At 64.4% G+C, this 23,926-nt stretch carries 19 protein-coding genes; 8 read left to right on the top strand and 11 right to left on the bottom strand.

Annotated elements, in window-relative coordinates; all coding sequences use genetic code 11:
• Positions 1-72: 72 nt before the first annotated feature.
• The 5 genes from FN060_RS15060 to FN060_RS15040 all read left to right on the top strand — a co-directional run bounded on the left by FN060_RS15060 (position 73) and on the right by FN060_RS15040 (position 3,799).
• Positions 73-957, top strand: coding sequence for a LysR family transcriptional regulator (locus FN060_RS15060; protein WP_142588808.1), 885 nt, complete (start codon positions 73-75; stop codon positions 955-957).
• Positions 958-1,092: 135 nt separating this feature from the next.
• Positions 1,093-2,385 (top strand): Hsp70 family protein, encoded by a 1,293-nt coding sequence (locus FN060_RS15055; protein ID WP_142588807.1) that lies wholly within the window; start codon positions 1,093-1,095, stop codon positions 2,383-2,385.
• A 38-nt stretch (positions 2,386-2,423) separates the two neighbouring features.
• Entirely contained in the window at positions 2,424-3,278 is an 855-nt protein-coding gene (locus FN060_RS15050; protein WP_142588806.1) for a uracil-DNA glycosylase, read from the top strand.
• Positions 3,279-3,320: 42 nt separating this feature from the next.
• Positions 3,321-3,620, top strand: a complete 300-nt coding sequence (locus FN060_RS23545; protein WP_425312174.1) for a hypothetical protein — start codon at positions 3,321-3,323, stop codon at positions 3,618-3,620.
• 26 nt (positions 3,621-3,646) lie between these two features.
• Positions 3,647-3,799 (top strand): hypothetical protein, encoded by a 153-nt coding sequence (locus FN060_RS15040; RefSeq protein ID WP_183949932.1) that lies wholly within the window; start codon positions 3,647-3,649, stop codon positions 3,797-3,799.
• A 7-nt stretch (positions 3,800-3,806) separates the two neighbouring features.
• On the opposite strand, the gene FN060_RS15035 is transcribed toward FN060_RS15040, so the two are convergent.
• Positions 3,807-4,745, bottom strand: coding sequence for a DMT family transporter (locus FN060_RS15035; RefSeq protein WP_142588805.1), 939 nt, complete (start codon positions 4,743-4,745; stop codon positions 3,807-3,809).
• 282 nt (positions 4,746-5,027) lie between these two features.
• Between FN060_RS15035 and FN060_RS15030 the strand changes: the two genes are divergently transcribed.
• The 3 genes from FN060_RS15030 to FN060_RS15020 all read left to right on the top strand — a co-directional run bounded on the left by FN060_RS15030 (position 5,028) and on the right by FN060_RS15020 (position 10,926).
• Positions 5,028-5,384 (top strand): hypothetical protein, encoded by a 357-nt coding sequence (locus tag FN060_RS15030; RefSeq protein ID WP_142588804.1) that lies wholly within the window; start codon positions 5,028-5,030, stop codon positions 5,382-5,384.
• A 390-nt stretch (positions 5,385-5,774) separates the two neighbouring features.
• Positions 5,775-8,423: an aminopeptidase N gene (gene pepN, locus FN060_RS15025; RefSeq protein WP_142588803.1), complete on the top strand. Its 2,649-nt coding sequence runs from the start codon at positions 5,775-5,777 to the stop codon at positions 8,421-8,423.
• Between the two features lie 163 nt (positions 8,424-8,586).
• Positions 8,587-10,926 carry a PAS domain-containing sensor histidine kinase gene (locus tag FN060_RS15020; RefSeq protein ID WP_142588879.1) on the top strand — a complete coding sequence of 780 codons (2,340 nt, stop codon included), beginning with the start codon at positions 8,587-8,589 and terminating at the stop codon, positions 10,924-10,926.
• Here FN060_RS15020 and FN060_RS15015 read toward each other — a convergent pair.
• The 10 genes from FN060_RS15015 to FN060_RS14970 form a co-directional block, all read right to left on the bottom strand.
• The gene (locus tag FN060_RS15015; protein WP_142588802.1) at positions 10,919-13,867 is read right to left on the bottom strand and encodes a bifunctional [glutamine synthetase] adenylyltransferase/[glutamine synthetase]-adenylyl-L-tyrosine phosphorylase; all 2,949 of its coding nucleotides are present in this window, start codon (positions 13,865-13,867) and stop codon (positions 10,919-10,921) included. The two genes, FN060_RS15020 and FN060_RS15015, sit on opposite strands and share 8 nt — an antisense overlap.
• Positions 13,868-13,893: 26 nt before the next feature.
• Positions 13,894-15,303, bottom strand: coding sequence for a sensor histidine kinase (locus FN060_RS15010; RefSeq protein ID WP_142588878.1), 1,410 nt, complete (start codon positions 15,301-15,303; stop codon positions 13,894-13,896).
• A 7-nt stretch (positions 15,304-15,310) separates the two neighbouring features.
• The gene (locus tag FN060_RS15005) at positions 15,311-16,000 is read right to left on the bottom strand and encodes a response regulator transcription factor (RefSeq protein WP_280136233.1); all 690 of its coding nucleotides are present in this window, start codon (positions 15,998-16,000) and stop codon (positions 15,311-15,313) included.
• A gap of 157 nt (positions 16,001-16,157) precedes the next feature.
• Entirely contained in the window at positions 16,158-17,702 is a 1,545-nt protein-coding gene (locus FN060_RS15000) for a Do family serine endopeptidase (protein WP_142588801.1), read from the bottom strand.
• Positions 17,703-17,836: 134 nt separating this feature from the next.
• Positions 17,837-18,295: a cytochrome c-type biogenesis protein gene (locus tag FN060_RS14995; protein ID WP_142588800.1), complete on the bottom strand. Its 459-nt coding sequence runs from the start codon at positions 18,293-18,295 to the stop codon at positions 17,837-17,839.
• Positions 18,292-20,280 (bottom strand): heme lyase CcmF/NrfE family subunit, encoded by a 1,989-nt coding sequence (locus tag FN060_RS14990; protein WP_142588799.1) that lies wholly within the window; start codon positions 20,278-20,280, stop codon positions 18,292-18,294. The genes FN060_RS14995 and FN060_RS14990 overlap by 4 nt, the downstream gene beginning before the upstream one ends.
• Entirely contained in the window at positions 20,277-20,732 is a 456-nt protein-coding gene (ccmE, locus tag FN060_RS14985; RefSeq protein ID WP_142588798.1) for a cytochrome c maturation protein CcmE, read from the bottom strand. The genes FN060_RS14990 and ccmE overlap by 4 nt, the downstream gene beginning before the upstream one ends.
• Entirely contained in the window at positions 20,729-21,868 is a 1,140-nt protein-coding gene (ccmI, locus tag FN060_RS14980; protein ID WP_142588797.1) for a c-type cytochrome biogenesis protein CcmI, read from the bottom strand. The genes ccmE and ccmI overlap by 4 nt, the downstream gene beginning before the upstream one ends.
• A gap of 139 nt (positions 21,869-22,007) precedes the next feature.
• Positions 22,008-22,424 (bottom strand): hypothetical protein, encoded by a 417-nt coding sequence (locus FN060_RS14975; protein WP_142588796.1) that lies wholly within the window; start codon positions 22,422-22,424, stop codon positions 22,008-22,010.
• Between the two features lie 92 nt (positions 22,425-22,516).
• A complete protein-coding gene (locus FN060_RS14970; protein ID WP_142588795.1) occupies positions 22,517-23,923 on the bottom strand; it encodes an ATP-binding protein in 1,407 nt (468 codons plus the stop codon).
• Positions 23,924-23,926 lie beyond the last annotated feature (3 nt).

Here is a 23,926-nt window from a genome sequence, read left to right as displayed (position 1 = left end):
TCTAGGGCCCGTTGCGGGAGCGCCGCAAACGATGATAACTGGCGGGAGCCATAAGAAAAACTGGGGCATTGCATGGTCCGGCCGCATCTACCGCTGAACGCGCTGCGCGCCTTCGAGGCCGCCGCCCGGCATCTATCGTTCACCCGTGCGGCGATCGAGCTCTGCGTCACGCAAGCCGCCGTCAGCCATCAGGTGAAGCTCCTCGAACAGCGGCTCGGGGTCACCCTCTTTCGCCGGCTGCCGCGCGGGCTCATGATCACCGAGGAAGGGCTGGCGCTCCTGCCGACGCTTAAGGACAGTTTCGACCGCATGGCGGACATGCTGGAGCGCTTCGAAGGCGGGCACATGCGCGAGGTGCTGACGCTCGGCGCCGTCGGCACCTTCGCCGTCGGCTGGCTCCTGCCGCGCCTTGGCGGCTTTCGCGCCCGCCACCCCTTCATCGACGTCCGGCTCTCCACCAACAACAACCGCGTCGATATCGCCGCCGAAGGCCTCGACTATGCGATCCGCTTCGGCAACGGCGCCTGGCACGATACGGAGGCGGAACCCTTGTTCGAGGCACCGCTTTCGGCGCTGTGCGTACCGGCGATCGCGGCCAGGCAGAGGCATCCGGAGGATGTCGGGCGGGAAACACTGCTCCGCTCCTACCGCGCCGACGAATGGCCCGGCTGGTTCGAGGCCGCCGGCGCCCCCGCCCCGGCGATCACCGGGCCGGTGTTCGATTCCTCCGTGCTGATGGTGGAAACGGCGCTGCAAGGCACCGGCGTCGCGCTCGCCCCGCCGCTGATGTTCTCCCGCCACCTTGCCTCCGGCGCACTGGAACAACCCTTCCCCGTCTATGTCTCCAAGGGCAGCTACTGGCTGACGCGGCTAAAATCCCGCACCCCGACGCCGGCGATGACGGCGTTTTCCGACTGGATGGCGGAGATGGCGGCGGAAACCAGGGCGCTGGTCTAGCTCCCCCTCCCTTGCCATCCCACCCGCCCTGTGCCATCAGGCGCGCTCGATTTCACCGGGGCGCGGCAGGCGCCCTTTGGCGTTCCGGGCGGATGCTCCGGGTTCAACGATCACGACTGGACGAGGAGCACCGCCATGGCACGCGCGCTGGGGCTGGATTTCGGCACGACCAACACCGTCATTGCATTGGCGGAAGGCGATGGTGCCACGCAGTCCATGCCGTTTTCGAGCAGTGCCGGCACCACCGACACGATGCGCACGGCGCTCTCCTTCATGAAGGACAGGCAACTCGGCGCGCAGGCGCTGAAGGTCGAGGCGGGACAGGCGGCAATCCGAGCCTTCATCGACAATCCGGGAGACTGCCGCTTCCTGCAATCGATCAAGACCTTTGCGGCAAGCCCGCTCTTCCAGGGTACGCTGATCTTCGCGCGCCGCCACCAGTTCGAGGACCTGATGGAGATCTTCCTGCGGCGGCTTTCCGCCTATGCGGGCGAGGCCTGGCCGGCAGAGGTCTCGCGCATCGTCGTCGGCCGGCCGGTGCAGTTCGCCGGCGCCAGCGCCAGCGCAAATCTGGCACTCGAGCGCTATAACACGGCCCTGACGCGGCTGGGCTTTCCGGAGATCGCCTATGTCTACGAGCCGGTCGCGGCGGCCCATTACTTCGCGCAGAACCTGCAGAAGGACGCCAATGTCCTGGTGGCGGATTTCGGTGGCGGCACGACCGACTATTCGCTGATCCGCTTCGAGCGCCATGCAGGCAGGCTCTCCGCCACCCCGATCGGCCATTCCGGCGTCGGCATTGCCGGCGACCAGTTCGACGCGCGCATGATCGAACACCTCGTCGCGCCGGAGATCGGCAAGGGCAGCCAGTTCAGGAGCTTCGACAAGGTGCTCGACGTGCCTAGCAATTATTACACGAGCTTCTCACGCTGGAACCAGCTGTCGATCTTCAAGGGATCGAAGGAGTTCGCGGACCTGCAATCGCTGGTCCGCTCTGCCCTGGAACCGGAAAAGCTCGAACTCTTCATCGATCTCGTCGAGCATGACGAGGGCTATCCGCTCTACCAGGCGGTATCGGCGACAAAGATGGCGCTGTCGGCGGCGGACGAGGCGGAATTCAGCTTCGCGCCGCTCGGCAAGGCCGGCCGCAAGACTGTCCGGCGCCGCGACTTCGAGAGCTGGATTGCCGACGACCTGTCCCGCATCGAGGCTGCCCTCGACCAGGTACTGGTCGAGACAAACACGGCGCCTGCGGCCATCGACAAGGTCTTCCTCACCGGCGGCACCTCCTTCGTGCCGGCCGTCCGCGACATCTTCAACCGGCGCTTCGATGCAGGCCGGATCGAAAGCGGCGGCGAGCTTCTGTCGATCGCCCACGGCCTGGCACTGATCGGCGAGAGTGGCGAGATGGCGCGGTGGGCGGCTTGATGCTTCCCCCGCCGCTTCCGCTTCGCTAGAGTGGCCTGATGATCCAGGCGAAAGACCTCGACCCTCAGGAACTCTCCGCACTTCTGCATTTCTATGCGGACAGCGGCGTGGAATGGCTGCTGGAGGATGCGCCGATCGACCGCGTTGCGGAATTTGCGGCGCAGAAGGTGGCCCGCGAGCAGGCCAGGGCTTCGCAACCCGCTCCCCAACAACGGCCCGACCGGCAACAGCCAGCACGCGCTGCCGCAGCGACCCAGCCGCTCAATCCGCCACCCGTCGCCATGCCGAATGTCGATGCGGTGGCCGCCGCGCAGCGGGCAGCGGACAGCGCTTCCTCGCTTGCGGAACTGAAGGCGGTGATCGAGAGCTTCGACAGCTGCAACCTGAAGAACGGCGCCCGTTCCACCGTCTTCGCCAGCGGCGATCCCGCCGCGCGGATCATGGTCATCGGCCCCATGCCGAATGCCGACGATGATCGCGACGGCCTGCCCTTTTCCGGCCGTACGGGGCAGTTGCTCGACCGAATGCTGGCAGCCATCGGACTGTCGCGGGAGGCGGTGCTGCTCACCAACATCATTCCGTGGCGCCCGCCGGGCAACCGCATGCCCTCGCCTGCCGAAACCGCGATCTGCAAGCCCTTCATCGACCGCCAGATTGCCTTGACCGAACCCGATCACGTACTGCTGCTCGGGAATTTTCCTGCCCGCTTCTTCTTCGGGGAATCGGGTACGATCCACAGCCTGCGGGGGGAATGGCGGGAGGTGACGGTCGGCGGTCGCTCCGTCCGTGCACTGGCAACGCTGCATCCGCAGGACCTCTTGGGCGCCCCGGCCACGAAGGCACTCGCATGGCGCGACCTGCTCATGTTTTCCCAGGCGATCACGCGCGGCTGATGCCGCGGGAATAATCAATGTTAACGGATTATGAAATCTGCCATGCAATTTGCGCATGGCAGCGCTCCTTTATGTCGCATTGCCGAATCGATGCTGCACCGCAATATTGGGTTTGTCTTGGGAGGAACCACAGATTTAGGAACCAAGGCAATGATGACTCGTGCCCGCCCCATCCATTCCGGCTTTGAAAGCCTCCGCGCTGCCGGCATGCCGCAGCGCTCTTCGCAAGGCTACCATCGTTTCGGCTCCGCCACCAACGAGCAGCTGACGGCGCGCGCCATCGGCCGGATGGACAAGATCACCCGACCGTCCGCAATCTTCACGGATTTCCGCGAGCGCTGAACCGAGACGAGGAAGGAATCAGGATCATGAGCCAGCTTCACCCTATCCGCGCACTGCGCGAAACATTCGAAGGCATCAGCACCGCCGTCAGCGCCGCCCGCGAATACCGCCATGCTGGTGCCGTCCGCCGCGGCGACGCTCGCCCCGCCAATGCGACGACGGCCTACATCCCGCTTTAACCAGCGGTCAGCCGGGCGGCGCTGAAGCCTTGCGCGCCGCCTTGCGCTCCAACCCGAGCCGCCGCTCCCGATAGACGATGAAGATCCCGGCTGCCACCGTGATTGCCGTACCGATCATCATCGGCGCAGTCGGCACGTCGTCGAAGATGACGAAGGCGATCGCAATCCCCAGGATGAAAGACGTGTATTCGAACGGCGCCACAGCCGATACGTCCGCATGCCGGTAGCTCTCGGTCAGGAATATCTGGGCGATCCCGCCGCAGATGCCGGCCGCGATCAGCAGCATTGCCTGTTCCCCCGTCAGCGCCGTCCACCCGAAGGGCAGGCTCAGCAGCGACAACAGCGCGCCTGACAGCGAGAAATAGAAGACGATGGTCGGCGTCCGCTCCGTCTTCACCAACTGGCGCACCTGCACCATGGCAAGCCCGCTCAGGACCGCGCCCGCCAGCACTGCGGCCGCACCCAAAGCCTGGGTGGACCCGAAACCTCCCTCGCTGAACAGCGTCAGCTTCGGCCAGGACACGATCAGTACGCCGACCATGCCGGCAACCACGGCGCTCCAGCGGTAAAGCCGCACCTGCTCGCCCAGGAGCAGCGCCGCAAAGACCACCGCCATCAGCGGTGAGGCATAGCCGATGGCGATCGCCTCCGGCAGCGGCAGGTGGACAAGACCGTAGAAGCCGAGGACCATGGACATGACGCCGAACAGTCCGCGCTTGAAATGACCGAAGGGCTGATCCGTATGGACCGCCGTGCGCAGGTCGCGTCGCCAGGCGAGGTAGGCAATGATCGGGATCAGCGCAAAGGCAGAACGGTAGAAGGTGATCTGCCCGGCCGGGACGCCACTTCCGGCGGCCTTGATGCAGGTCTGCATCAGCACGAAAATCGCGACGGAAATGATCTTGAACATGATCCCGCGCAGGGAATTGCCCGCATCAACGGTCATCTGGCATTCTCGGGCATTGCAAACTCGACGGGGACATGGTGGCGGGTGCAACCGAAACTATCGGAGTACGGCTAAGATCAAAGCAAATTGTGCCGAATTCCCATCAATGTTGCTGATGGATGCTCACGCCGTCGCCCCAGCGAAGCCTTAGCGACTGCGCCCCGGTTGGCCTCGGACAATGGCGAAGGTGGCACGAACACTGCCCGAGTCGCTGCGGTCGGTCGGAACAAGGAACAAAGGCCTCTCCACCGATGTTCGTCAGTCGGCAAAGGAGGATGAGCCATGAAAATGATTGTCTTGATGCCGGCAACTATCGCTTTGATAGCTGCCACCCACAGCCCCAGCTTCGCCGACTGCCCGGAAACGACCGGCTCGGTCAGCACGGAGCAGCAAGCGGGCATTGCAAAGGACGGAACCCATGCACCCCTGGAGGGCGATGCCGGCCAGGTGAAGACGGAGTCTTCGACCGGTACGACGACTACCAGCAAAGAAGCTCTTCCGGAAACGGCGGCAAAGGACGGCAAGGACATGCCGATGGGAGAAAGCAGCTCTCTCGCCACGTCCGGGCAAGATGTCGCCGCCCAGCAGGAAGGCGAGAAAACTGCCGCTGCCACCGCGGCGCAGCAAGCCTGCGATTGATACGAACAGTTTTTACCCGCCCCCAGACGAGGCGTCTGGCGGCGGGTTCATTCCAGCTGCCGAGCGTAGTGGTTCCCTCACCTCAAGTGCTGCCGGAACCTTCCGGTGGTAGAGAAAATCCTCACCGCGATTTCCGATAGACTTCGTCTCGGCACGCTTGCACTTAAAAGAAGCTGCAGCCGTTAGGATCGTGTTAGCAACCCATTGATATCGTGGCGCCGTCTCGCTCACCGAAGGACCCGCGCTTGCCCTATTCTGCAGACCTACCGAACCGCGCGGCGGAATCCTTGAGCGGTGAGGCTGGTTGTAGACCGATTCAGGTTCGGTCGCGTTCGCAGGCCTGCTGCCCAGGCCTCTCGTTTTTCAAGCACGCATAGGAACCCTGTACTTATGGGTACATCCGATACCAAGACGGTTGAACTTGCCAACTACCGCCCGACCGATTTCGTCCTGGAACGCGTCGACCTCACCTTCGAACTCGACCCGACCAACACAAAGGTCGATGCCAGGCTGATCTTCCATCGCCGCGATGGCGCCGATCCGGGCGCGCCTCTGGTGCTCGATGGCGACGAGCTGACGCTTTCGGGCCTGCTTCTGGACCAGAACGAGGTTCCGGCAGGTCAGTATGATGCCACGCCGCAGAGCCTGACGATCCGGAACCTGCCGGAAGCAGTGCCCTTCGAGATCACCGTCACCACCTTCATCAATCCCGAAGCCAATACCCAGTTGATGGGGCTTTATCGGACCAACGGCGTCTATTGCACGCAGTGCGAGGCTGAAGGCTTCCGCCGCATCACGTATTTTCCCGACCGCCCGGATGTGCTGGCGCCCTATACGATCACCATCATTGCCGACAAGGCCACGAACCCGCTGCTGCTCTCGAACGGCAATTTCCTCGGCGGCGGCAACTATGACGAAGGCCGGCACTTCGCCGCCTGGTTCGATCCGCATCCGAAGCCTTCCTATCTCTTCGCGCTGGTCGCCGGAGATCTCGGTGTCGTCGAAGACACGTTCACCACCATGTCCGGCCGCGACGTGGCGCTGAAGATCTATGTGGAGCACGGCAAGGAGCCGCGCGCCGCCTATGCCATGGATGCGCTGAAGCGCTCGATGAAGTGGGATGAGGAGCGCTTCGGCCGAGAATACGACCTCGACATCTTCATGATCGTCGCCGTCTCCGACTTCAACATGGGAGCGATGGAGAACAAGGGTCTCAACGTCTTCAACGACAAGTATGTTCTTGCCGATCCGGAGACGGCCACCGACCAGGACTATGCCAATATCGAGGCGATCATCGCCCACGAATACTTCCACAACTGGACCGGCAACCGCATCACCTGCCGCGACTGGTTCCAGCTGTGCCTGAAGGAGGGCCTGACGGTCTACCGGGACCATGAGTTCTCCGCCGACATGCGCTCGCGCGCGGTCAAGCGCATAGCCGAGGTACGGCACCTGAAGTCGGAGCAGTTCCCGGAGGACGCGGGACCACTCGCCCATCCGGTGCGGCCGACGAAATACCGCGAGATCAACAACTTCTACACGACGACCGTCTACGAAAAGGGCTCGGAAGTCACGCGAATGATCGCCACCCTGCTCGGAGCGGAAGGCTTCAAGAAGGGCATGGATCTCTATTTCGAGCGCCACGACGGCGACGCGGCTACCGTGGAAGACTTCGTCAAGTGCTTCGAGGACGCCAACGGCCGCGACCTGTCGCAGTTCTCTCTCTGGTACCATCAGGCGGGCACGCCGATGGTCTCCGCCTCGGGCGCCTATGATCCCGCGGCAGCCACCTTCACGCTGTCGCTGGAGCAGATGATCCCCGCCACACCGGGCCAATCCGCCAAGGAGCCGATGCACATTCCGCTCTCCTTCGCGCTGATCCTCGACAACGGCTCCACCGCGACACCCACTGCCGTGGCAGGCGGAGAGGTGACGGGCGACGTCCTGCACCTGACCGAACGCAAGCAGACCTTCATGTTTTCAGGCATCTCCTCGCGGCCGGTCCTGTCGCTCAACCGTGGCTTCTCGGCGCCGATCAACCTGCATCTCGACCGCAGTACCGATGATCTGGTCCATATCGCACACCACGACAGCGATCTCGTCGCCCGCTGGCAGGCGCTGAATGACCTGATCCTCCCCGTACTCATGGAGAGTGCCCGCGATGTTCGCGACGGCGGCACAGTCACCTGCCCGCCGGCCGTTATATCCGCGCTGATCGAGATTGCCGGAAACGACGCGCTGGAGCCTGCCTTCAGGGCCCAGGTCCTGGCGCTGCCGAGCGAGGCGGATATCGCCCGCGAACTGGGTAGCAACAATGATCCAGACGCCATCCATACGGCTCGCACCACCGTCCTGACCGCAGTCGCCGATGCCGGAAGACCGGTGTTCCAGCACCTCTTCGACACGATGGAGAACGGTGCCGGCTTCAGCCCCGACGCTGCGAGCGCCGGCAGGCGCGCGCTTCGCAACAGCGCACTCGGCTATCTGACCTATGCCGAACAGTCGCCGGTCCGGGCAGCCGAGGCCTTCGCATCGGCTGACAATATGACGGATCTCGTGCAGGCCTTGTCCGTGCTGGCCCACCGTTTCCCAGACGCCGAGGAGGCCGACGCCGCGCTTGGCGCATTCGTGACGCGCTTTGACGACAACCCGCTCGTCATCGACAAGTGGCTTTCGGTGCAGGCGACCATACCGGGCGCCGGCGCGCTCGATCGGGTAAAGGCGCTGATGGAAAACCGTCACTTCGTCGCCAGCAATCCGAACCGCGTGCGCGCGCTCGTCGGCAGCTTCGCCTTCTCCAATCCGACGGGCTTCAACCGGGCCGATGGCGAGGGCTACCGGTTCCTGGCGGAGCGGATCCTCGCGATCGATCCGAAGAACCCGCAGCTCGCGGCTCGCCTCCTCACATCCATGCGTTCCTGGCGGTCCCTGGAGCCCGTGCGGGCCGATCACGCCCGGGCGGCTCTCTTGACAATCGACCGCAGCGTCCAGCTTTCCAGCGATGTCCGCGACATTGTAGACCGCATGCTGAAGGGTTGAACCTCTCCCCTCTACAACCTCTGATTCCGCCGGAGAATCCGGCCGAATCGAAGATTTAAAAATGTCTTAAACAACCTCTGGACACGGCGAATCACTCGTGATTCATTAAGTCAGATTCGGGCGAGCGGCGCGCCGGATTTCCATGAGGGGACTTATGAAAACGATGGCGGACGTGCGGCGGGACGCCGCCGGCGATGGATGGTTGCGTCTCAAGATTCCGGGGCGTGATGGGGCATCCCGGCTCTTCTCGGGCCGGCCCAACCTGACGGTGACGCCGATATCGCGTCAGATGCCGCGCGTCGAACTGGTCCTGAAGCGCTCTATCCCGCTCCTCATCCTCGCCTTCCTGGCGGTGGTCGCAACCTCGCGCAGCCTGGGCCTGGTCTCCGAATACGAGCGGCTTCAGGAAGGCGCGCGGGACGCAACGGCGCTAGTTGCCGCTACCGCCGTCGCGGCCTTTGCCGGACATGACGCCGCGCTGAGCGCCGGCGACCGCGCGGCTGCCGAGGCGCAGCTGGCGAAATTCCTGCCCGCTGACCGTCTTCATCCCGATGCCTTCCTTCTCCTGGTCGATCCTTCCGGCAAGATTTTCGGCGGTATTACCGCCGGTTCCTATGTCGGGCGCCAGCTGACGTCGCTTCTTCCAGAAACCGCGGCCCAGCGTCGGTTCGTCGGATCCGGCCTGATCGAGACGACCATAGGCGAAGACGCGCACTATGCGGCCATCCAGCCGCTTGGCGACGATGGCGCGCTCATCGTCGTGGCCCGTTCGCTTGCTCCGATACAGTATTTCTGGCGGCACGAAGTATCGCTCAACGTGACGCTGTTCACCTGCATCTCGGTGATCCTGCTGGTCATCCTCTATGCCTATTACATGCAGGTGAAGCGGGCGCGGGAGGCGGACGAGACCTTCCTCGAGGCCAATCTGCGCATCGAGACCGCGCTGTCGCGCGGGCGCTGTGGACTATGGGACTTCGATGTCGCCAACCGCCGGCTGTTCTGGTCCGGCTCCATGTATGAGATGCTCGGCTATCCGCCCGCAGGCAATGTCATGTCCTTTGCGGATGCGGCGCGGATGATGCATCCGACCGACGGCAATCTTTATGCGCTTGCACGCGCCATCAGCCGCGGCAATGCCAAGCAGGTCGACCAGATCTTCCGCATGCGCCATGCCGCCGGCCACTATGTCTGGATGCGCGCCCGCGCGCAGGTGGTGCGGACCGCCGCCGGCCGCACCCATGTGATCGGCATTGCCATGGACGTGACCGAACAGCACCGGCTGGCACAGCGTTATGCGGAGGCCGACCAGCGCTTGGCCGATGCTATCGAATGCACCTCGGAGGCCTTCGTGCTTTGGGACAAGAACGACCGGCTGGTGATGTGCAATGCCCACTTCCAGCAGGCCTATGGTCTTCCGGACAACGTGCTGGTTCCGGGCACCGAACGCTCCGTCGTCAAGGCCGCCGCAGCGCGACCGGTGATCGAGCGGCGAATTGCCGATGCGGACCAGAACGGGCTGTCGCGCACGACGGAAGTTCAGCTTGCCGACGATCGCTGGCTGCAGATCAACGAGCGCCGTACCCGCGACGGTGGCATGGTCTCGGTCGGCACCGACATCACCCTCATGAAGCGCCAGCAGGACCGTTTGCGCGATTCCGAACGCCGCCTGATGGCGACGGTCGGCGACCTTTCTGCCTCGCAGAAGAAGCTGGAGAAACAGAAGGAAGAGCTGTCGATCGCCAATGCCAATTATCAGGCGGAGAAGGAGCGCGCCCAGGCGGCCAACAAGGCGAAGTCGGAATTTCTCGCCAACATGTCGCACGAACTGCGCACGCCGCTCAACGCCATCCTTGGGTTCTCGGAAATCCTCGTCAACGAGATGTTCGGGCCGGTCGGCTCGCCGAAATATAGCGAATATGCCCGCGACATCCATGACAGCGGCAAGCACTTGCTCAACCTGATCAGCGACATCCTCGACATGTCGAAGATCGAGGCCGGCCACATGAAGATCCAGTGCGAGGCGATCGACCTCGTGCCGCTCATCGAAGAGAGCCTGCGCCTCACCGCGATCTCCGCCCAGGAGAAGAAGATCACGATCGAGCAGTGCCTCTCGGACGATCTGGAAATGGTCGGTGATCGCCGTGCCATGAAGCAGGTTATGCTGAACCTGCTCTCCAACGCGGTGAAATTCACCGACGAGGGCGGCAGGATCATCGTGAGGGCCCGCCGTTCCGAATCCGGCTTCCTGCTGACGATCGCCGATACCGGCATCGGCATTCCGAAGACCGCACTTGCCAAGATCGGCCAGCCCTTCGAGCAGGTGCAGAGCCAGTATGCCAAGAGCAAGGGCGGTTCGGGGCTGGGGCTCGCGATCTCCCGCTCCCTGGTCGCCCTGCACGGCGGCAGCATGCGGATCCGATCCTGCGTCGGCAAGGGCACGGTGGTGTCGCTCAGCGTTCCGGAATGCGCGACTTTCGCAGTCCCCCGCCCGTCGATCAGCTGACGAGCTTGCGGAATATCCCGCGAACCGCCTTCGACAGCCGCTTCACCTCTCCCTCCAGCGTCCGGACGTCGGGGCAGTCCCCTGCCCTCGAAACCCGCTCCACCAGTCCGGCGGGCGCCTCCTTCGGTGAGAACGGCCCGTCGATGCAGAGCCGGATGATCTGCGAGAGTTCGGTAAAGAGGCGGAGCGCCTCTCGTACCGTCGTCAGGTCGTCGGGCGGCAGCATCTCGTTGCCAAGCGCCTCCAGCGCCTGCATCGTACTCATACCGTTGGTGTCGATCGTCAACCCTCGAGCCGGCGCAACCAGCCGCAGATACTGGGCGATGAACTCGATATCGATGAGCCCGCCGGGGACCAGCTTCAGGTCCCAGATGTCGCGCGGCGGCTTTTCCTGCTCGATCAGGTCGCGCATTTCGCGCACATCTGTCGCGATCTTCTGTTCCTCACGCTGCCGCGAGAGCGTTTCGGCGACGACAGCGCAAGCCTCGTCCACCAGTCCGCGATCGCCGCAAACCATCCGAGCCCGGGTGAGCGCCATGTGCTCCCAGGTCCAGGCTTCCTCCTGCTGATACTTGCGGAAGGTCCGGATCCGGGTTGCTACCGGTCCCTTGTTGCCGGACGGCCTCAGCCGCATGTCCACCTCGAAAAGCACTCCTTCGGCCATGGGGGCCGAGAGCGCCGCGATCAGGCGTTGTGTCAGACGGGTGAAGTACCGGCTGCTGTCGAGCGGCCTTGCTCCGTCGGATTCCCCGGCCTCATCGTCGTAGTCGTAGAGCAGGATCAGGTCGACGTCGGAGGCTGCCGTCAGTTCAAAGCTGCCGAGCTTGCCCATGCCCATGAGCGCCACCCGGCCGCCCGGATAACGACCATGCGCCGCCTCGATTTCGCGCTCCACAGCAAGCAGCGCCTGCTCGATCAGCAGGTCGGCGAGATCCGTGAAGGTGCGCCCTGCCTGAATGCCGTCGATCGCCCCGGTGAGCAGACGGATGCCGATCAGGAAGCGTTGCTCCGCCGCGAAGATCCGCAGCCGGTCCAGCTGTTCCTCGTAGTGGCGGGCGGCCGTCAGAAAGGTGCGCAGGCGTTCGGAAAGGTATTCGCGCGTCGGCAGTTCCGCCATCAGGCCGGGATCGAGCATGCCGTCGAAGACATGCGGGCGCGACGAGATGATGTCCGCCAACCGCGGCGCCGAGGACATGACGGTGACGATCAGCGAGAGCAGCGCTGGATTGTTACCGATCAGGGAAAAGAGCTGGATGCCGGCCGGCAAGCCGGAGAGGAAGCTGTCGAAACGAAGCAGCGCCTCGTCCGCACGGCTGCTTTCTCCGAACGCCTTCAGGAGATCAGGCGTCAGCTCCGTCAGCCGCTCGCGCGCCTCCACCGACTGGGTGGCGCGATAGCGGCCGTAATGCCAGGTGCGAATCACGCGGGAAATGTCCGCGGGCCGCTCGAAGCCGAGCGAGGCGAGCGTCTTCAGCGTCTCCGGATCGTCCTGCTGGCCGGTGAAGACGAGGTTTCCTTCGACGCCCGAGAGCTTGGTCTCCTGCTCGAACAGCCGCGCATAGCGCTTCTCGACCGTCCGCAGCACTGTCTCCAGCCTTGCCGAGAAGGCGGCCGTATCGGAAAATCCCAGCATGAAGGCGATGCGCTTCAGCTCCGCCTCGCTATCCGGGAGGCGGTGGGTCTGCTCGTCGCGCACCATCTGGATGCGATGCTCGACGTCGCGCAGGAACCAGTAGGCTTCCGTCAGTTCGGCAGCGATTGCCGGGGTGATCCAGTTCGCCTCCGCCAGCATCTCCAGCGCGACCTCGGTCTGCCGGGTCCTGAGCGGCGGCATGCGACCGCCGGCGATCAACTGCTGGGTCTGGGCGAAGAATTCGATCTCGCGAATGCCGCCGCGGCCGAGCTTGACGTCATGCCCCTTCACCGCGATCGCGCCATGGCCCTTGTGCACGTGGATCTGGCGCTTGATGGAATGGATATCGGCAATCGCCGCATAGTCGAGATATTTGCGGAAGACGAAGGGCACCAGCTGGCGCAGGAACCATTCGCCGGCCTCCAGGTCGCCCGCCATGGCGCGCGCCTTGATGAAGGCGGCGCGTTCCCAGTTCTGGCCGCGGCTCTCATAGTAGAGCAGCCCTGCCTCCACCGGCACGGCAAGGGGCGTCGAGCCCGGGTCGGGGCGCAGGCGAAGATCGGTGCGGAAGACATAACCGTCGGCCGTGCGCTCCTGCAGGATGCGCACCAGCCGGCGCATCATCCGGCCGTAAATCTCCGAACCGTCCAGCGAGTCCGGCAGGATGCCGCTTTCCGGGTCGAAGAAGATGACGAGGTCGATGTCCGAGGAATAGTTGAGCTCGTAGCCGCCGAGCTTGCCCATGCCCAGCACGATCAGCCCTGAGCCGATGCTCGGCTGTTGCGGATCCTTCAACGTCAACTTGCCGCTCTCGTGGCCGACGAGCAGCAGGTGGTCGATCGCGGCCGCCACCGCTGCATCCGCGAGGAGCGTCAGCCAGCGGGTCGTGTCGCGGGCGGTGAAGAGCCTGGCGAGATCCGCCAGTGCCACCAGGAAGGAGACGCTCCGCTTCAGCGACCGGAGTGCCGTCATTACCTCCGCTTCGGACGGAGTCCTGCCCTCTCTCGGCTTCCAGCAGTGGCGGGTCTCGGTCACCAGCCGCTCCAGCGTCGGCTCCAGCGGCTCCGTCACCGCAGTCGTCAGCAGATGCGGAGAAACCGACGCGGTCTCACGAAGATAGGGCGAGAGGGAAAGTGCGGCGATCAGGAACCCTTTGAGCGCGCCATCACCGGCGATGACCTCCGCCAGCGCCGCCTCCTGGTTCGCAAGGTCCTTCAACAGCGACGTGACGGTCTTTGCCTCGGTCTGGCTCTGCGGCCGGATGACCTCTGCGGCGACGTCCTTCAGATAGGTTGCAGTCTCTCCCACGGCGTCCTCCCTCGACGACCCTCTTCTTAGGGCCTGAACGACGGGAATACCATGGTGGCCGTCAACCCCGGCGCATTCTCCCGCTCGGGATGGGTCGCAGAAAGCCTGAGAGATCCTCCATGCAGGTCCATCACCGCCTCCACCAGCGAAAGCCCGAGCCCTGTGCCGGGCTTCGATCGGCTGGCGTCGAGGCGTACGAAGCGCTTCGTCACCTCATGGCGCTTGTCCTCCGGCACGCCGGGGCCGCTGTCGCAGACCGAAAGCCGCGGCGAGCCATCCTCGAGCCTCAGCACCAGCCGGATCTCGCCTGCCCCCTTCCCCTCGCCACCATACTTGATGGCATTGTCGAGCAGGTTGAAGATCGCCTGGCCGATCAGTTCCCGATTTCCCTTGACCCTCACGCCCGGCTCGATCGCGGTTGCCAGCTTCAGACCCGCTTCTTCGGCGACGGGCTCGTAGAGTTCGCAGCTGTCTGCGGAGATGGCGGACAGGTCGACCTCGCTCATCTCGGCGGCGATCGATCCCGCCTCCACGCGAGAGATCATCAGCAGCGCGTTGAAGGTTCGGATCAACTGGTCGGATTCCGCTATGATGCCTTCCAATGCCACCCGGCGGCTTTCCGGTTCCTCGTCTCCCAGAGCATCCGCCGCCTTGTTGCGCAGCCTCGTCAGCGGCGTCTTGAGGTCGTGGGCGATATTGTCGGAGACCTGCCGCAAGCCCTCGTTCAGCTTCTCGATGCGGCCCAGCATCGCATTGAGCGATTCCGACAGTCTGTCGAATTCATCGCCCGAGCGGCCAACCGGCAGGCGCTGCGAGAGATCGCCGGCCATGATCTTCTGGCTTGCCGCCGACATCCGGTCGATCCGCTTCAGCGCGTTGCGGCCGATTCCGAACCAGATGAACAACGCACCGATCCCCATGATCGTCAGCGCCAGCATCAGCGCGCGGCGGACAATGCCGCGGAAGCGGCCCGGTTCGCCGAGATCCCGGCCGACCATCACCCGCAGGCCGTTCTCCATCACCACGACGTTGGCGATTGCCATATGCTCGCGCTCCGCGCCCGCTTCGGAGAAGGGCTTGTAGGCGAAGGGAAAGCGGGTCCAGCCCTGCTCGTCGAGCACCCCCGGCTGCAGCGAGGCGACGTTGCCGGCGAGGATTTCGCCGTTCGGCCCGGCGACGACGTAGAGATTGGCACCGGGCTGACGCGCCCGCCGCTCCATGAGCCGCAGCATGCCGTTCAGTCCGCCGCGCTCGTAGGAACGTTGTATGTCGGCCACCTCCTGGACGAGGTTTTCCCTCGTCTGCTGCGCCAGAATTCGTTCCGACATTGCCGTCACGTAGACGACGAGGAATGCCGCGCAGATGGCGAAAAGCAGGATGTAGAGAGCCGACAGCCGCACGGCCGTCGAACGGAACATCAGACGAAGCCGGGTCAGCACGGGCTCACGCCTCGTCCTTGATCATGTAGCCGGCGCCGCGGATCGTCTTCAGGAGCGGCCTGTCGAAGTCCTTCTCGATCTTCGAGCGGAGCCGCGACACATGCACGTCGATCACATTGGTCTGCGGGTCGAAGTGATAGTCCCAGACATGTTCCAGCAGCATGGTGCGGGTCACCACCTGCCCGGCATTCTTCATCAGGTATTCGAGAAGCCGGAATTCGCGCGGTTGCAGCAGGATATCCCTGCCGGCGCGCTTGACCTCATGGGACAGCCGGTCGAGCTCCAGGTCGCCGACTCGATAGACCATGTCCTGCTCCGGCTTGCCCTTGCGGCGGCCGAGCACTTCCACGCGTGCCAGGAGTTCGGAGAAGGCATAGGGCTTGGGCAGGTAGTCGTCGCCACCGGCTCTCAGGCCGGTCACCCGGTCATCCACCTGGCCGAGGGCGGAGAGGATCAGCACCGGCGTCTCGACGCCACGCTTGCGCAATTCGCTGATCACCGACAGGCCGTCGCGGCGCGGCAGCATGCGGTCGATGACCATCACGTCATAGCTGTTCTCGCTGCCCATAAAGAGGCCGCTCTCGCCGTCGCTTGCATGGTCGACGACGATGCCGGCCTCGCGGAAGGCCTTCGTCATGTAGGCGGCCGCTTCGAGGTCGTCTTCAATCACCAGAATCTTCATATGCGGCACCATAGCGTCCGCAGCGCCGTTTGCACCATCGGATTCACGGCTATCGGCATGGCGGGCGGGGACGTCCATCTTCGCTCCTTCAACTGCAGACCGGCGGAGGAAATGAAAAAGGGGCGCCGACGTGACCGGCGGCGCCCCCTCCTGATGCCGATTGGGAGGATCAGCCTTCGTTGATCGGGAGCGCGATGAAGCGGCTGCCACGATCGGACTCAACCTGGAACAGCGCGCGGCTGCGCCCATCGTTGCGGGCCTGCTCGATGACCTTCTCGATGTCGCCCGCAGTCTTTACCGACTGGTTGTTGACCGAGACGATCTTCTCGCCGGCACGCAGGCCGCGACCTGCCGCTTCCGAATCCGGATCGACTTCGACGACAGAGAGACCTGCGCCGTCCTCGGCAGGCGCTACCGTGATGCCAAGGCTTGCCAACGCCTGCTCCGTCGAAGGCGCGGGAGCTTCCGGTGTCTCCGTATCGGCGCTTGCGGATTGCTCGCTCGCCAGGTTGCCCAGTGTCACTTCGAGGTTCTGGGACTTGCCGTCACGCCAGATGGCGATATCGACCTTCGCGTTCGGATTCATGGCGGCAACCTTGCGCGCGAGATCCCGCGCATCCTTGATCGGATCGCCATTGAGGGCGGTGATCACGTCGCCTTCCTTGATGCCGGCCTTCTGGCCCGGCGAACCTTCCTGCGGAGCAACGACGAGGGCGCCCTGCGCCTCAGAGAGGCCAAGCGATTCGGCAATGTCCTTGTTGACCGGCTGGATCTGCACGCCGAGCCAGCCACGCTCGACCTTGCCGTCCTTCATCAGCTCCGTCACCACGTCACGGGCAACCGAAGCGGGAATGGCGAAGGCGATGCCGACATTGCCGCCCGACGGCGAGAAGATCGCCGTATTGATGCCGATGACCTCACCCTCGAGATTGAAGGCGGGACCGCCGGAATTGCCGCGGTTCACGGCCGCATCGATCTGGATGTAATCGTCATAGGGACCGGAGCCGATGTCACGGCCGCGGGCCGAGATGATTCCCGCCGTCACAGAACCGCCGAGGCCGAACGGGTTACCGACCGCCACGACCCAGTCACCGACGCGCACCTTCGTATCGTCCGCGAAGTTGACATATGTGAATTCGCGATTGGCATCGACCTTCAGCACCGCAAGGTCGGTGCGGCTGTCGGAGCCTATCAGCTTGGCGTCGAGTTCGGTGCCGTCATCCAGCACCACCGTATAGGCGGCACCGTCGGCGATAACGTGGTTGTTGGTGACGAGGTAGCCGTCCTCGGAGATGAAGAAGCCGGAGCCCTGGGATGTCGGGCGCAGGCGACGCGGGCCGTTGCGCTCGCTTCGGTCGCCGTCGGGACCGCCGCGGAACTGCGGACCACCGAAATCGCGGAAGAACCGCTTCAACGGGTGATCGTCCGGCAGATCCTCAAAGCCCTGGCCGCCGAAGTTGAAGGAGAAGTTGCTGTTGTCGCTGGCCGTCTGGGTTTCCGACTGGACGCGCACCGACACGACGGCCGGCGAGACGGCGGAGACGACGTCGGCGAAGCTGGGCGCCTGCGGCGCCTGAACCTTGACCGGATCGGCGAACGACTCGATCACCTGTCCCGGGATGCCGGTCGACAGCATCACCGCGGTCAGCCCGGCGACCGTCGAGGTCTTCAGCACGGTCTTCAGCGAGGGACGTCCGAATTTGCTGTTGAGCATTGTGAGTACCTTCTTCTCTTCACTGTGTCTGGATCCGGGAGGCGCCCGGAAGGCGGTGGATGCGAAGAGATATAGGAAGGCTCACCTTAACTGCAGGTGTCAGGCGGATGAAAACTTCGTAATGTTGGGGCCTGCTAGCGCCTGTCGAGAAGCTCGTCGATACGGGCCTGCTCCTCGGCCGAAAGAGGAGCCGGCGCGCGTGCCCGAAGGCGCCCGCGGGCCATCATCGCGAGCACGATGCCGCCGATGCCGAGCAGCAATGCGGGCGCAGTCCACAGAAGCATGGTGCGGAGGGAAAAACGCGGCTTCAACAGCACGAACTCGCCATAGCGGGAGACGACGTAGTCGATCACCTCCTCGTCCGTGTCACCCTGCTGCAGCCGTTCGCGCACCAGGACCCTGAGGTCCCGGGCCAGTTCCGCATTGGAATCATCGATCGACTGGTTCTGGCAGACCATGCAGCGCAGGTTTGCCGAGAGGTTTCTCGCCCGCTCCTCGAGCACGGGATCGGCGAGGATCTCGTCGGGATTGACCGCGAGCGCCGGAAGGGGTGCGAGCAGGATGAGGAGGACGAGGAGAAGCTTGCGGATCATTCCGCCGCCTCCATCACCGTGCGGACGGCACGGGCGCGGCGCGTCGGGGCACCCACCCGCAGCCGCCGGTCGGAGAGCGAGACGAAGCCGCCAAACATCATGATCAGCGATCCACCCCAGATGCAGAGGATGAAGGGCTTCCACCAGATGCGCACCACCATGCCGCCACCGGCGATCGGGTCGCCCAGCGAGACGTAGAGCTGGCTGAATCCGAAGGTGACGATGCCGGCTTCCGTCGTCGGCATGCGCCTTGCGGTGTAGAGCCGCTTTGACGACCACGTATCCGCAACCACCACGCCTCCTTGGCTGATGGTGAAATGTCCCTGTTCCTCGGTATAGTTCGGACCGACGGCCTCGCGCATGCCGTCGAAGACAAGCGAGTAGCTGCCGGCTTCCGCCGTCATGCCCTGCTTCATCTCGACAACTGTTTCCGTCTCATAGGTCGTCACCATGACGATGCCGAGGACGGTCACGCCGAGGCCGAAATGTGCAAGCGCTGTCCCGAAGGCCGACCGCGGCAGGCCGACCAGCCGACGCCATGCGACGTTGAAGGGAAGCTTGCCGAAGTTGGCGCGATACCAGAGGTCGGCCAGCGCACCGAACATGCCCCAGAAGGCGATGGCGAGGCCGAAGACGGCCATTACCGGGCCGCCGTTCTCGATATAGTAGAGGGCCAGGCCCGCCACCAGCGCCAGTCCGGCAGCAACGTAGAGGCGCTGCAGCGCGGCGAGCATGTCGCCCCTCTTCCAGGCGAGCATCGGCCCGAACGGAACGGCGATCAGCAGCGGGATCATCAGCAGCCCGAAGGTCATGTTGAAGAACGGCGCCCCGACCGAAATCTTCTTGCCGGTCAGTGTTTCCAGCACCAGCGGATAGAGCGTGCCGATCAGCACCGTCGCCGTGGCGACCGTCAGGATCAGGTTGTTGAGTACGAGCGAACCTTCGCGAGAGATCGGCGCGAACAGCCCCCCCGACTTCAGCATCGGCGCCCGCCAGGCAAAGAGCGCAAAGGCGCCGCCGATGAACAGCATGAGGATTGCCAGGATGAATATCCCGCGCGATGGGTCCGTGGCGAAGGCGTGGACCGAGGTCAGCACGCCCGAGCGGACGAGGAACGTGCCGAGCAGCGACAGCGAGAAGGTCATGATGGCCAGAAGCACCGTCCAGATCTTCAGCGCCTCGCGCTTCTCCATCACCAGCGCCGAGTGGAGGAGCGCGGTCCCGGCAAGCCAGGGCATGAAGGAGGCGTTTTCGACCGGGTCCCAGAACCACCAGCCGCCCCAGCCGAGTTCGTAATAGGCCCAGTAGGAGCCCATCGCGATGCCGGCCGTCAGGAAGGTCCAGGCGGCCAGCGTCCAAGGACGCACCCAGCGCGCCCAGGCCGCATCGATACGGCCGTCGATCAGGGCCGCAACGGCGAAGGAGAAGCAGACGGAAAAGCCCACATAGCCCAGATAGAGGAGCGGCGGATGCACCGCCAGCCCCGGGTCCTGGAGGATCGGGTTGAGGTCCTGGCCTTCGGCAGGCGCGGGATTGAGGCGCGCGAATGGGTTCGAGGTCAGCAGGATGAACAGAGTGAAGGCGGTGGCAATCCACGCTTGCACCGCAAGCACATTGGCATGCAGCGTATCGGGGAGGTTGCGTCCGAAGAAGGCGACGAGCGCGCTGAAGAAGACCAGGATCAGCAGCCAGAGCAGCATCGAGCCTTCGTGGTTGCCCCAGACGCCCGAGAACTTGTAGATCATCGGCTTCATCGAATGGGAATTCTCGAAGACGTTCTTCACCGAGAAATCCGAGACGACATAGGCCCAGGTCAGCGCCGCGAAGGCGAACAGCACCAGCAGGAACATCAGGATCGAACCGACCGGTGCCAGCCCCATCATCGCCGCGTCGTTGCGGCGCGCGCCGATCAACGGCAGGATCGAGACGATCAGCGCGGTGGCGAGCGCAAGGACGAGCGCATAATGTCCGACTTCGATGATCATTGCGTCGCGGCCTCCTCGCCGTGCTGCCAGACCCCCTGCTCCTTCAGGCGGTCGGCCACTTCCTTCGGCATGTAGTTCTCATCATGCTTGGCCAGCACGGAATCCGCAACGAAGGAGTGGGTCGCAGCGTCGAACGCGCCTTCGGTCACCACGCCCTGTCCCTCGCGGAACAGGTCGGGAAGGATGCCCGTATAGCTGACCGGCACCGTGTTCGAGCCGTCGGTCACCGAGAAGCTCACCGTCGAACCTTCACCACGCTTGACCGATCCCTCGGCCACCAGGCCGCCAAGGCGGATGCGGGTGCCCGGAGAAACCTCCGTGGTGGCGAGATCAGCCGGCATGTAGAAATAGGCGACCGACTGGCTGAAGGCGAACATGACCAGGAGGACCGCGGCGAGGATGAAACTCATGCCGCCGGCGATGATGGTGAGACGTTTCTGTTTGCGTGTCATTGCGTCGCTCCTTCGACGGCCAGGCCAACCTCGCGGGCAAGCGCAATCAGTTGCTGCCCCTCGCTGCCTTCCGCCGGGAATGTCTTCAAGCCGCTCTTAAGCGCTTCCTCGGCCTTTTCTTTGTCGCCGAGCACGGAATAGGACCGCACCAGCCGGAGCCAGCCTTCAAGGTTGTTCGGATCATCCTGCAGGCGGGCCGCGAGGCTCTCCACCATGCCGCGGATCATGTCCTGGCGATCGCCTTCGGACATCTGGCCCGCCGCAGCCATGTCGTCCGCGGAGGGATTCTTCGGCGCCTCGGCAGTTTCGGCGACCGTACCGCCGGTCGCGGCGATATGCTGCCGGATCAGCTCCATCCACGGCGCGTCGGGCGGCGAAGCCGCGGCGATCGCCTCGAAGGCCGCGCGTGCCTCGTCGCGGCGGCCGGCCTGCTCCAGGCCGAGACCGACATAGAAGCGGGCGCGGGGATTGTCCGGCTGAAGGCGCAGGCTTTCCTCGAAGGCGAGCCGCGCATCCTCGGTGACGATGCCGTCATTGGCGGCAACGAGGGTTTCGCCGAGCCCGTCAAGTCGCTCCGGGCTGGTCCCGAGCAGCCGCATGGCATTGCGGAATGCGAGTTCCGCATCGCCCAGCCGCATCGCCTTGAAGTAGATCGGCGCCAGCAGGTCCCAGCCCGCACCGTCGTTCGGGTTCTCGGCCAGGTGCCGTTCGGCCTTGGCGACCAGCAGGGCCATGTTCTGGCCGGGATTCTCAAGTCGGGCGGCAAGCGGCTGGTCCGGAAGCTGCGGATTGCCGAGCAACAGATAGAGGGACAGTCCGACGGTGGGGACGAGAAGGGTCACCGCTGCGCCTGTTGCGGTCAAGCCGGTACGGCCGGTGGGAGCCTCGCTCTGGGTCTCCGCCTCGCCGGCAGCCGACAAAAGCCGACGGCCGATCTCGGCCTTGGCATACTCGGCCTCTTCCGCGGAGATCAGGCCCTGCTCGCGATCGCGCTCGAGTTCGGCCATCTGGTCTCTATAGACGGCGATCTCTCCGGCGCGATCGGGAATTTCGGATTTGGCGCCGCGCGCCAGGGTGACGAGCAGGACGGCCGCGACGGCGGCGGTCAGGACAGCGAGGATGATCCACAAGAACATAATGGTCCAAATACTGGAACCGGGCTGCCTTTCCAACGGCAAAGCCGGTCATGACGCGGATTTGAGGCGTTTGGCCGCAAGTTGCTTGTGCCCCAGATGCACCTGTAGCGCGATTCCGGCCATGACTTATGTCAAATTGTCAGATGAGCGGGGTCCAGCTGCCGTCCTTGTTCCGGCAGGCCGCACCGCGCGCAATCGCCTGCCGTCCGCTGGCGGTCAGCGTGTGCTTGTACTGGCGGCAGTTCTGCGAACCGACCTGGTAGGGAGCAGCCGCGACCACCTGTCCGCTGACATCCCTGCCGCTCCAGGTGACCGGCTGACCGACCGCCGCCGCTTCAAGTGCGCGATATTCGGCTTCCAGCGCCCTTGCCCTGTCGCTGTTGCTGATCTCGACGCCGCTGCGGCTGACGATGCCGCCCTGCAATGCAGCGATATAGGGCGTCGAACCCGATGACCGGGACGGAAGCAGGCTGCCGCCTCCGGATGTCGTCGAACATCCGGCAATGACTGCCAGACCAAGGAACGTCGCACCAATCTGCAAACTTCTGAGACGCATGTGTTCAGCACCGGTTGGAGTATTTCCCGCATCGAGGCAGGGCGGCGATGCTCGCCGGGACCCGCCATGGGGATATGGAGCCTTTGCCCGCGTCAGGCAACATCCTTCGTCACCGACGGCAACAGAAGTGTTGCGCGCAGGCCACCCTTTTCGCTGCGTTGAAGCTCGAAGCTGCCTTGGTATTCGCCGGCGATCTCGCTGACGATCGAGAGCCCCAGGCCCGCACCGGGCCGGCTCTCGTCGAAACGGCGGCCACGCTTCATCGCCTCGCCGAGCTGGCCGGGTTCCAGTCCCGGTCCATCGTCCTCGACCACCACTTCCAGCCATGTCCGGCGGATCGTATCCGCCGGTTCGCCGGCCGGAGGTCCGGCTGCCGCAGCGACGCTGAGCCAGACGCCGGTCCGGCAGAAGCGGGCGGCATTCTCCAGGAGATTGCCGACCGTTTCCTCGACATCCTGCTGCTCCATCGCGAGGACAGCGCCAGGAGAGACCGAGAGGCTGAACTCCCTCTCCGGGTTGAGGCGGCGCATCACGCGAACGAGCCTTTCCAGCACGGGCTCGACCTCCGTGCGAACCAGCACGGATTCGCGCTGTGCCGCAATGCGCGCCCGGTTGAGATAGGATTGCACCTGCGCCTGCATGGCTTCCGCCTGCGACCGCATCAGTTCGCCCTGCGTGGCCTCGAGCGAGCGGGCCTCGTTCAGCAGGACGGCAAGGGGGGTCTTCAGCGAATGGGCAAGATTGCCGACCTGCATGCGGGCACGGTCGACGATGCGGCGGTTGCTTTCGATCAGCGCATTGATCTCGTTGACGAGCGGCAGGACCTCGCGCGGAAACTCCCCTTCGAGACGCTCCGCGTCGCCACGGCGAATCCTTTCCAGTGCGCGGCGTGCCCTGTCGAGCGGCTGCAGGCCGAAGAGGATGGCGCCGCCATTGACGACAAGGCTGCCGAGACCGAAGACCACAAGGGCGATGTAGAGACTGCGGTTGAAGGTGGCGATGTCCTCTTCCATCGCATCGAGATTGCCGGCAACGCGGAAGCGTGCCGCCCGCCCCTGACTGTCGAGAACGACCTCCGTCTCGGCCACCAGCACATTGTTCCCGAAGGCGTCGACCACCGGATAGAAGCGCTCATAGCGGTTGTTGAAGGGGACGTTCAGTATGCTCGGGACGGCAATCTTCGAGACGCCCAGGGACGGCGAGGAAAGCGGCGCGGCGGCGAAGGTCCCGAGCGGTTCGATGATCCAGTACCAGCCGGTTTCCGGCTGCGAATAGCGCAGATCGCCCAGCTGCGGGTTGCCGGCGAGGTTGTTGCCCTCGCCGATCGAGACCGAATTGATGACGTTGTAGAGTTGCGCCCGCAAGAGGTCGGTGAAGGCCCGTTCGGCAGACTGGCGGTAGAGTGCGGAAATCACGAGCGCGATCACCACCAGGGCCAGTCCGGACCAGAGGGTGGCGAGAAGGAGAACGCGGGCGGTAAGGGATCTCGGCCCGGTCATGGC

Origin of the sequence: Pseudorhizobium halotolerans, assembly GCF_902153235.2 — a bacterium.
GTDB classification, from domain to species: domain Bacteria; phylum Pseudomonadota; class Alphaproteobacteria; order Rhizobiales; family Rhizobiaceae; genus Neorhizobium; species Neorhizobium flavum.
Note: the sequence above shows the minus strand (reverse complement) of the source record. Positions and strands in the feature narration are given on the sequence as shown.

What these genes read in the sequence shown, in the direction of transcription:
- FN060_RS15060 (WP_142588808.1), top strand. Translation starts at nt 73, where the DNA reads ATGGTCCGGCCGCATCTACCGCTGAACGCGCTGCGCGCCTTCGAGGCC.
- FN060_RS15055 (WP_142588807.1), top strand. Translation starts at nt 1,093, where the DNA reads ATGGCACGCGCGCTGGGGCTGGATTTCGGCACGACCAACACCGTCATT.
- FN060_RS15050 (WP_142588806.1), top strand. Translation starts at nt 2,424, where the DNA reads ATGATCCAGGCGAAAGACCTCGACCCTCAGGAACTCTCCGCACTTCTG.
- FN060_RS23545 (WP_425312174.1), top strand. Translation starts at nt 3,321, where the DNA reads ATGCAATTTGCGCATGGCAGCGCTCCTTTATGTCGCATTGCCGAATCG.
- FN060_RS15040 (WP_183949932.1), top strand. Translation starts at nt 3,647, where the DNA reads ATGAGCCAGCTTCACCCTATCCGCGCACTGCGCGAAACATTCGAAGGC.
- FN060_RS15035 (WP_142588805.1), bottom strand. Translation starts at nt 4,745, where the DNA reads ATGACCGTTGATGCGGGCAATTCCCTGCGCGGGATCATGTTCAAGATC.
- FN060_RS15030 (WP_142588804.1), top strand. Translation starts at nt 5,028, where the DNA reads ATGAAAATGATTGTCTTGATGCCGGCAACTATCGCTTTGATAGCTGCC.
- pepN (WP_142588803.1), top strand. Translation starts at nt 5,775, where the DNA reads ATGGGTACATCCGATACCAAGACGGTTGAACTTGCCAACTACCGCCCG.
- FN060_RS15020 (WP_142588879.1), top strand. Translation starts at nt 8,587, where the DNA reads ATGGCGGACGTGCGGCGGGACGCCGCCGGCGATGGATGGTTGCGTCTC.
- FN060_RS15005 (WP_280136233.1), bottom strand. Translation starts at nt 16,000, where the DNA reads ATGGTGCCGCATATGAAGATTCTGGTGATTGAAGACGACCTCGAAGCG.
- FN060_RS15000 (WP_142588801.1), bottom strand. Translation starts at nt 17,702, where the DNA reads ATGCTCAACAGCAAATTCGGACGTCCCTCGCTGAAGACCGTGCTGAAG.
- FN060_RS14995 (WP_142588800.1), bottom strand. Translation starts at nt 18,295, where the DNA reads ATGATCCGCAAGCTTCTCCTCGTCCTCCTCATCCTGCTCGCACCCCTT.
- FN060_RS14990 (WP_142588799.1), bottom strand. Translation starts at nt 20,280, where the DNA reads ATGATCATCGAAGTCGGACATTATGCGCTCGTCCTTGCGCTCGCCACC.
- ccmE (WP_142588798.1), bottom strand. Translation starts at nt 20,732, where the DNA reads ATGACACGCAAACAGAAACGTCTCACCATCATCGCCGGCGGCATGAGT.
- ccmI (WP_142588797.1), bottom strand. Translation starts at nt 21,868, where the DNA reads ATGTTCTTGTGGATCATCCTCGCTGTCCTGACCGCCGCCGTCGCGGCC.
- FN060_RS14975 (WP_142588796.1), bottom strand. Translation starts at nt 22,424, where the DNA reads ATGCGTCTCAGAAGTTTGCAGATTGGTGCGACGTTCCTTGGTCTGGCA.
- FN060_RS14970 (WP_142588795.1), bottom strand. Translation starts at nt 23,923, where the DNA reads ATGACCGGGCCGAGATCCCTTACCGCCCGCGTTCTCCTTCTCGCCACC.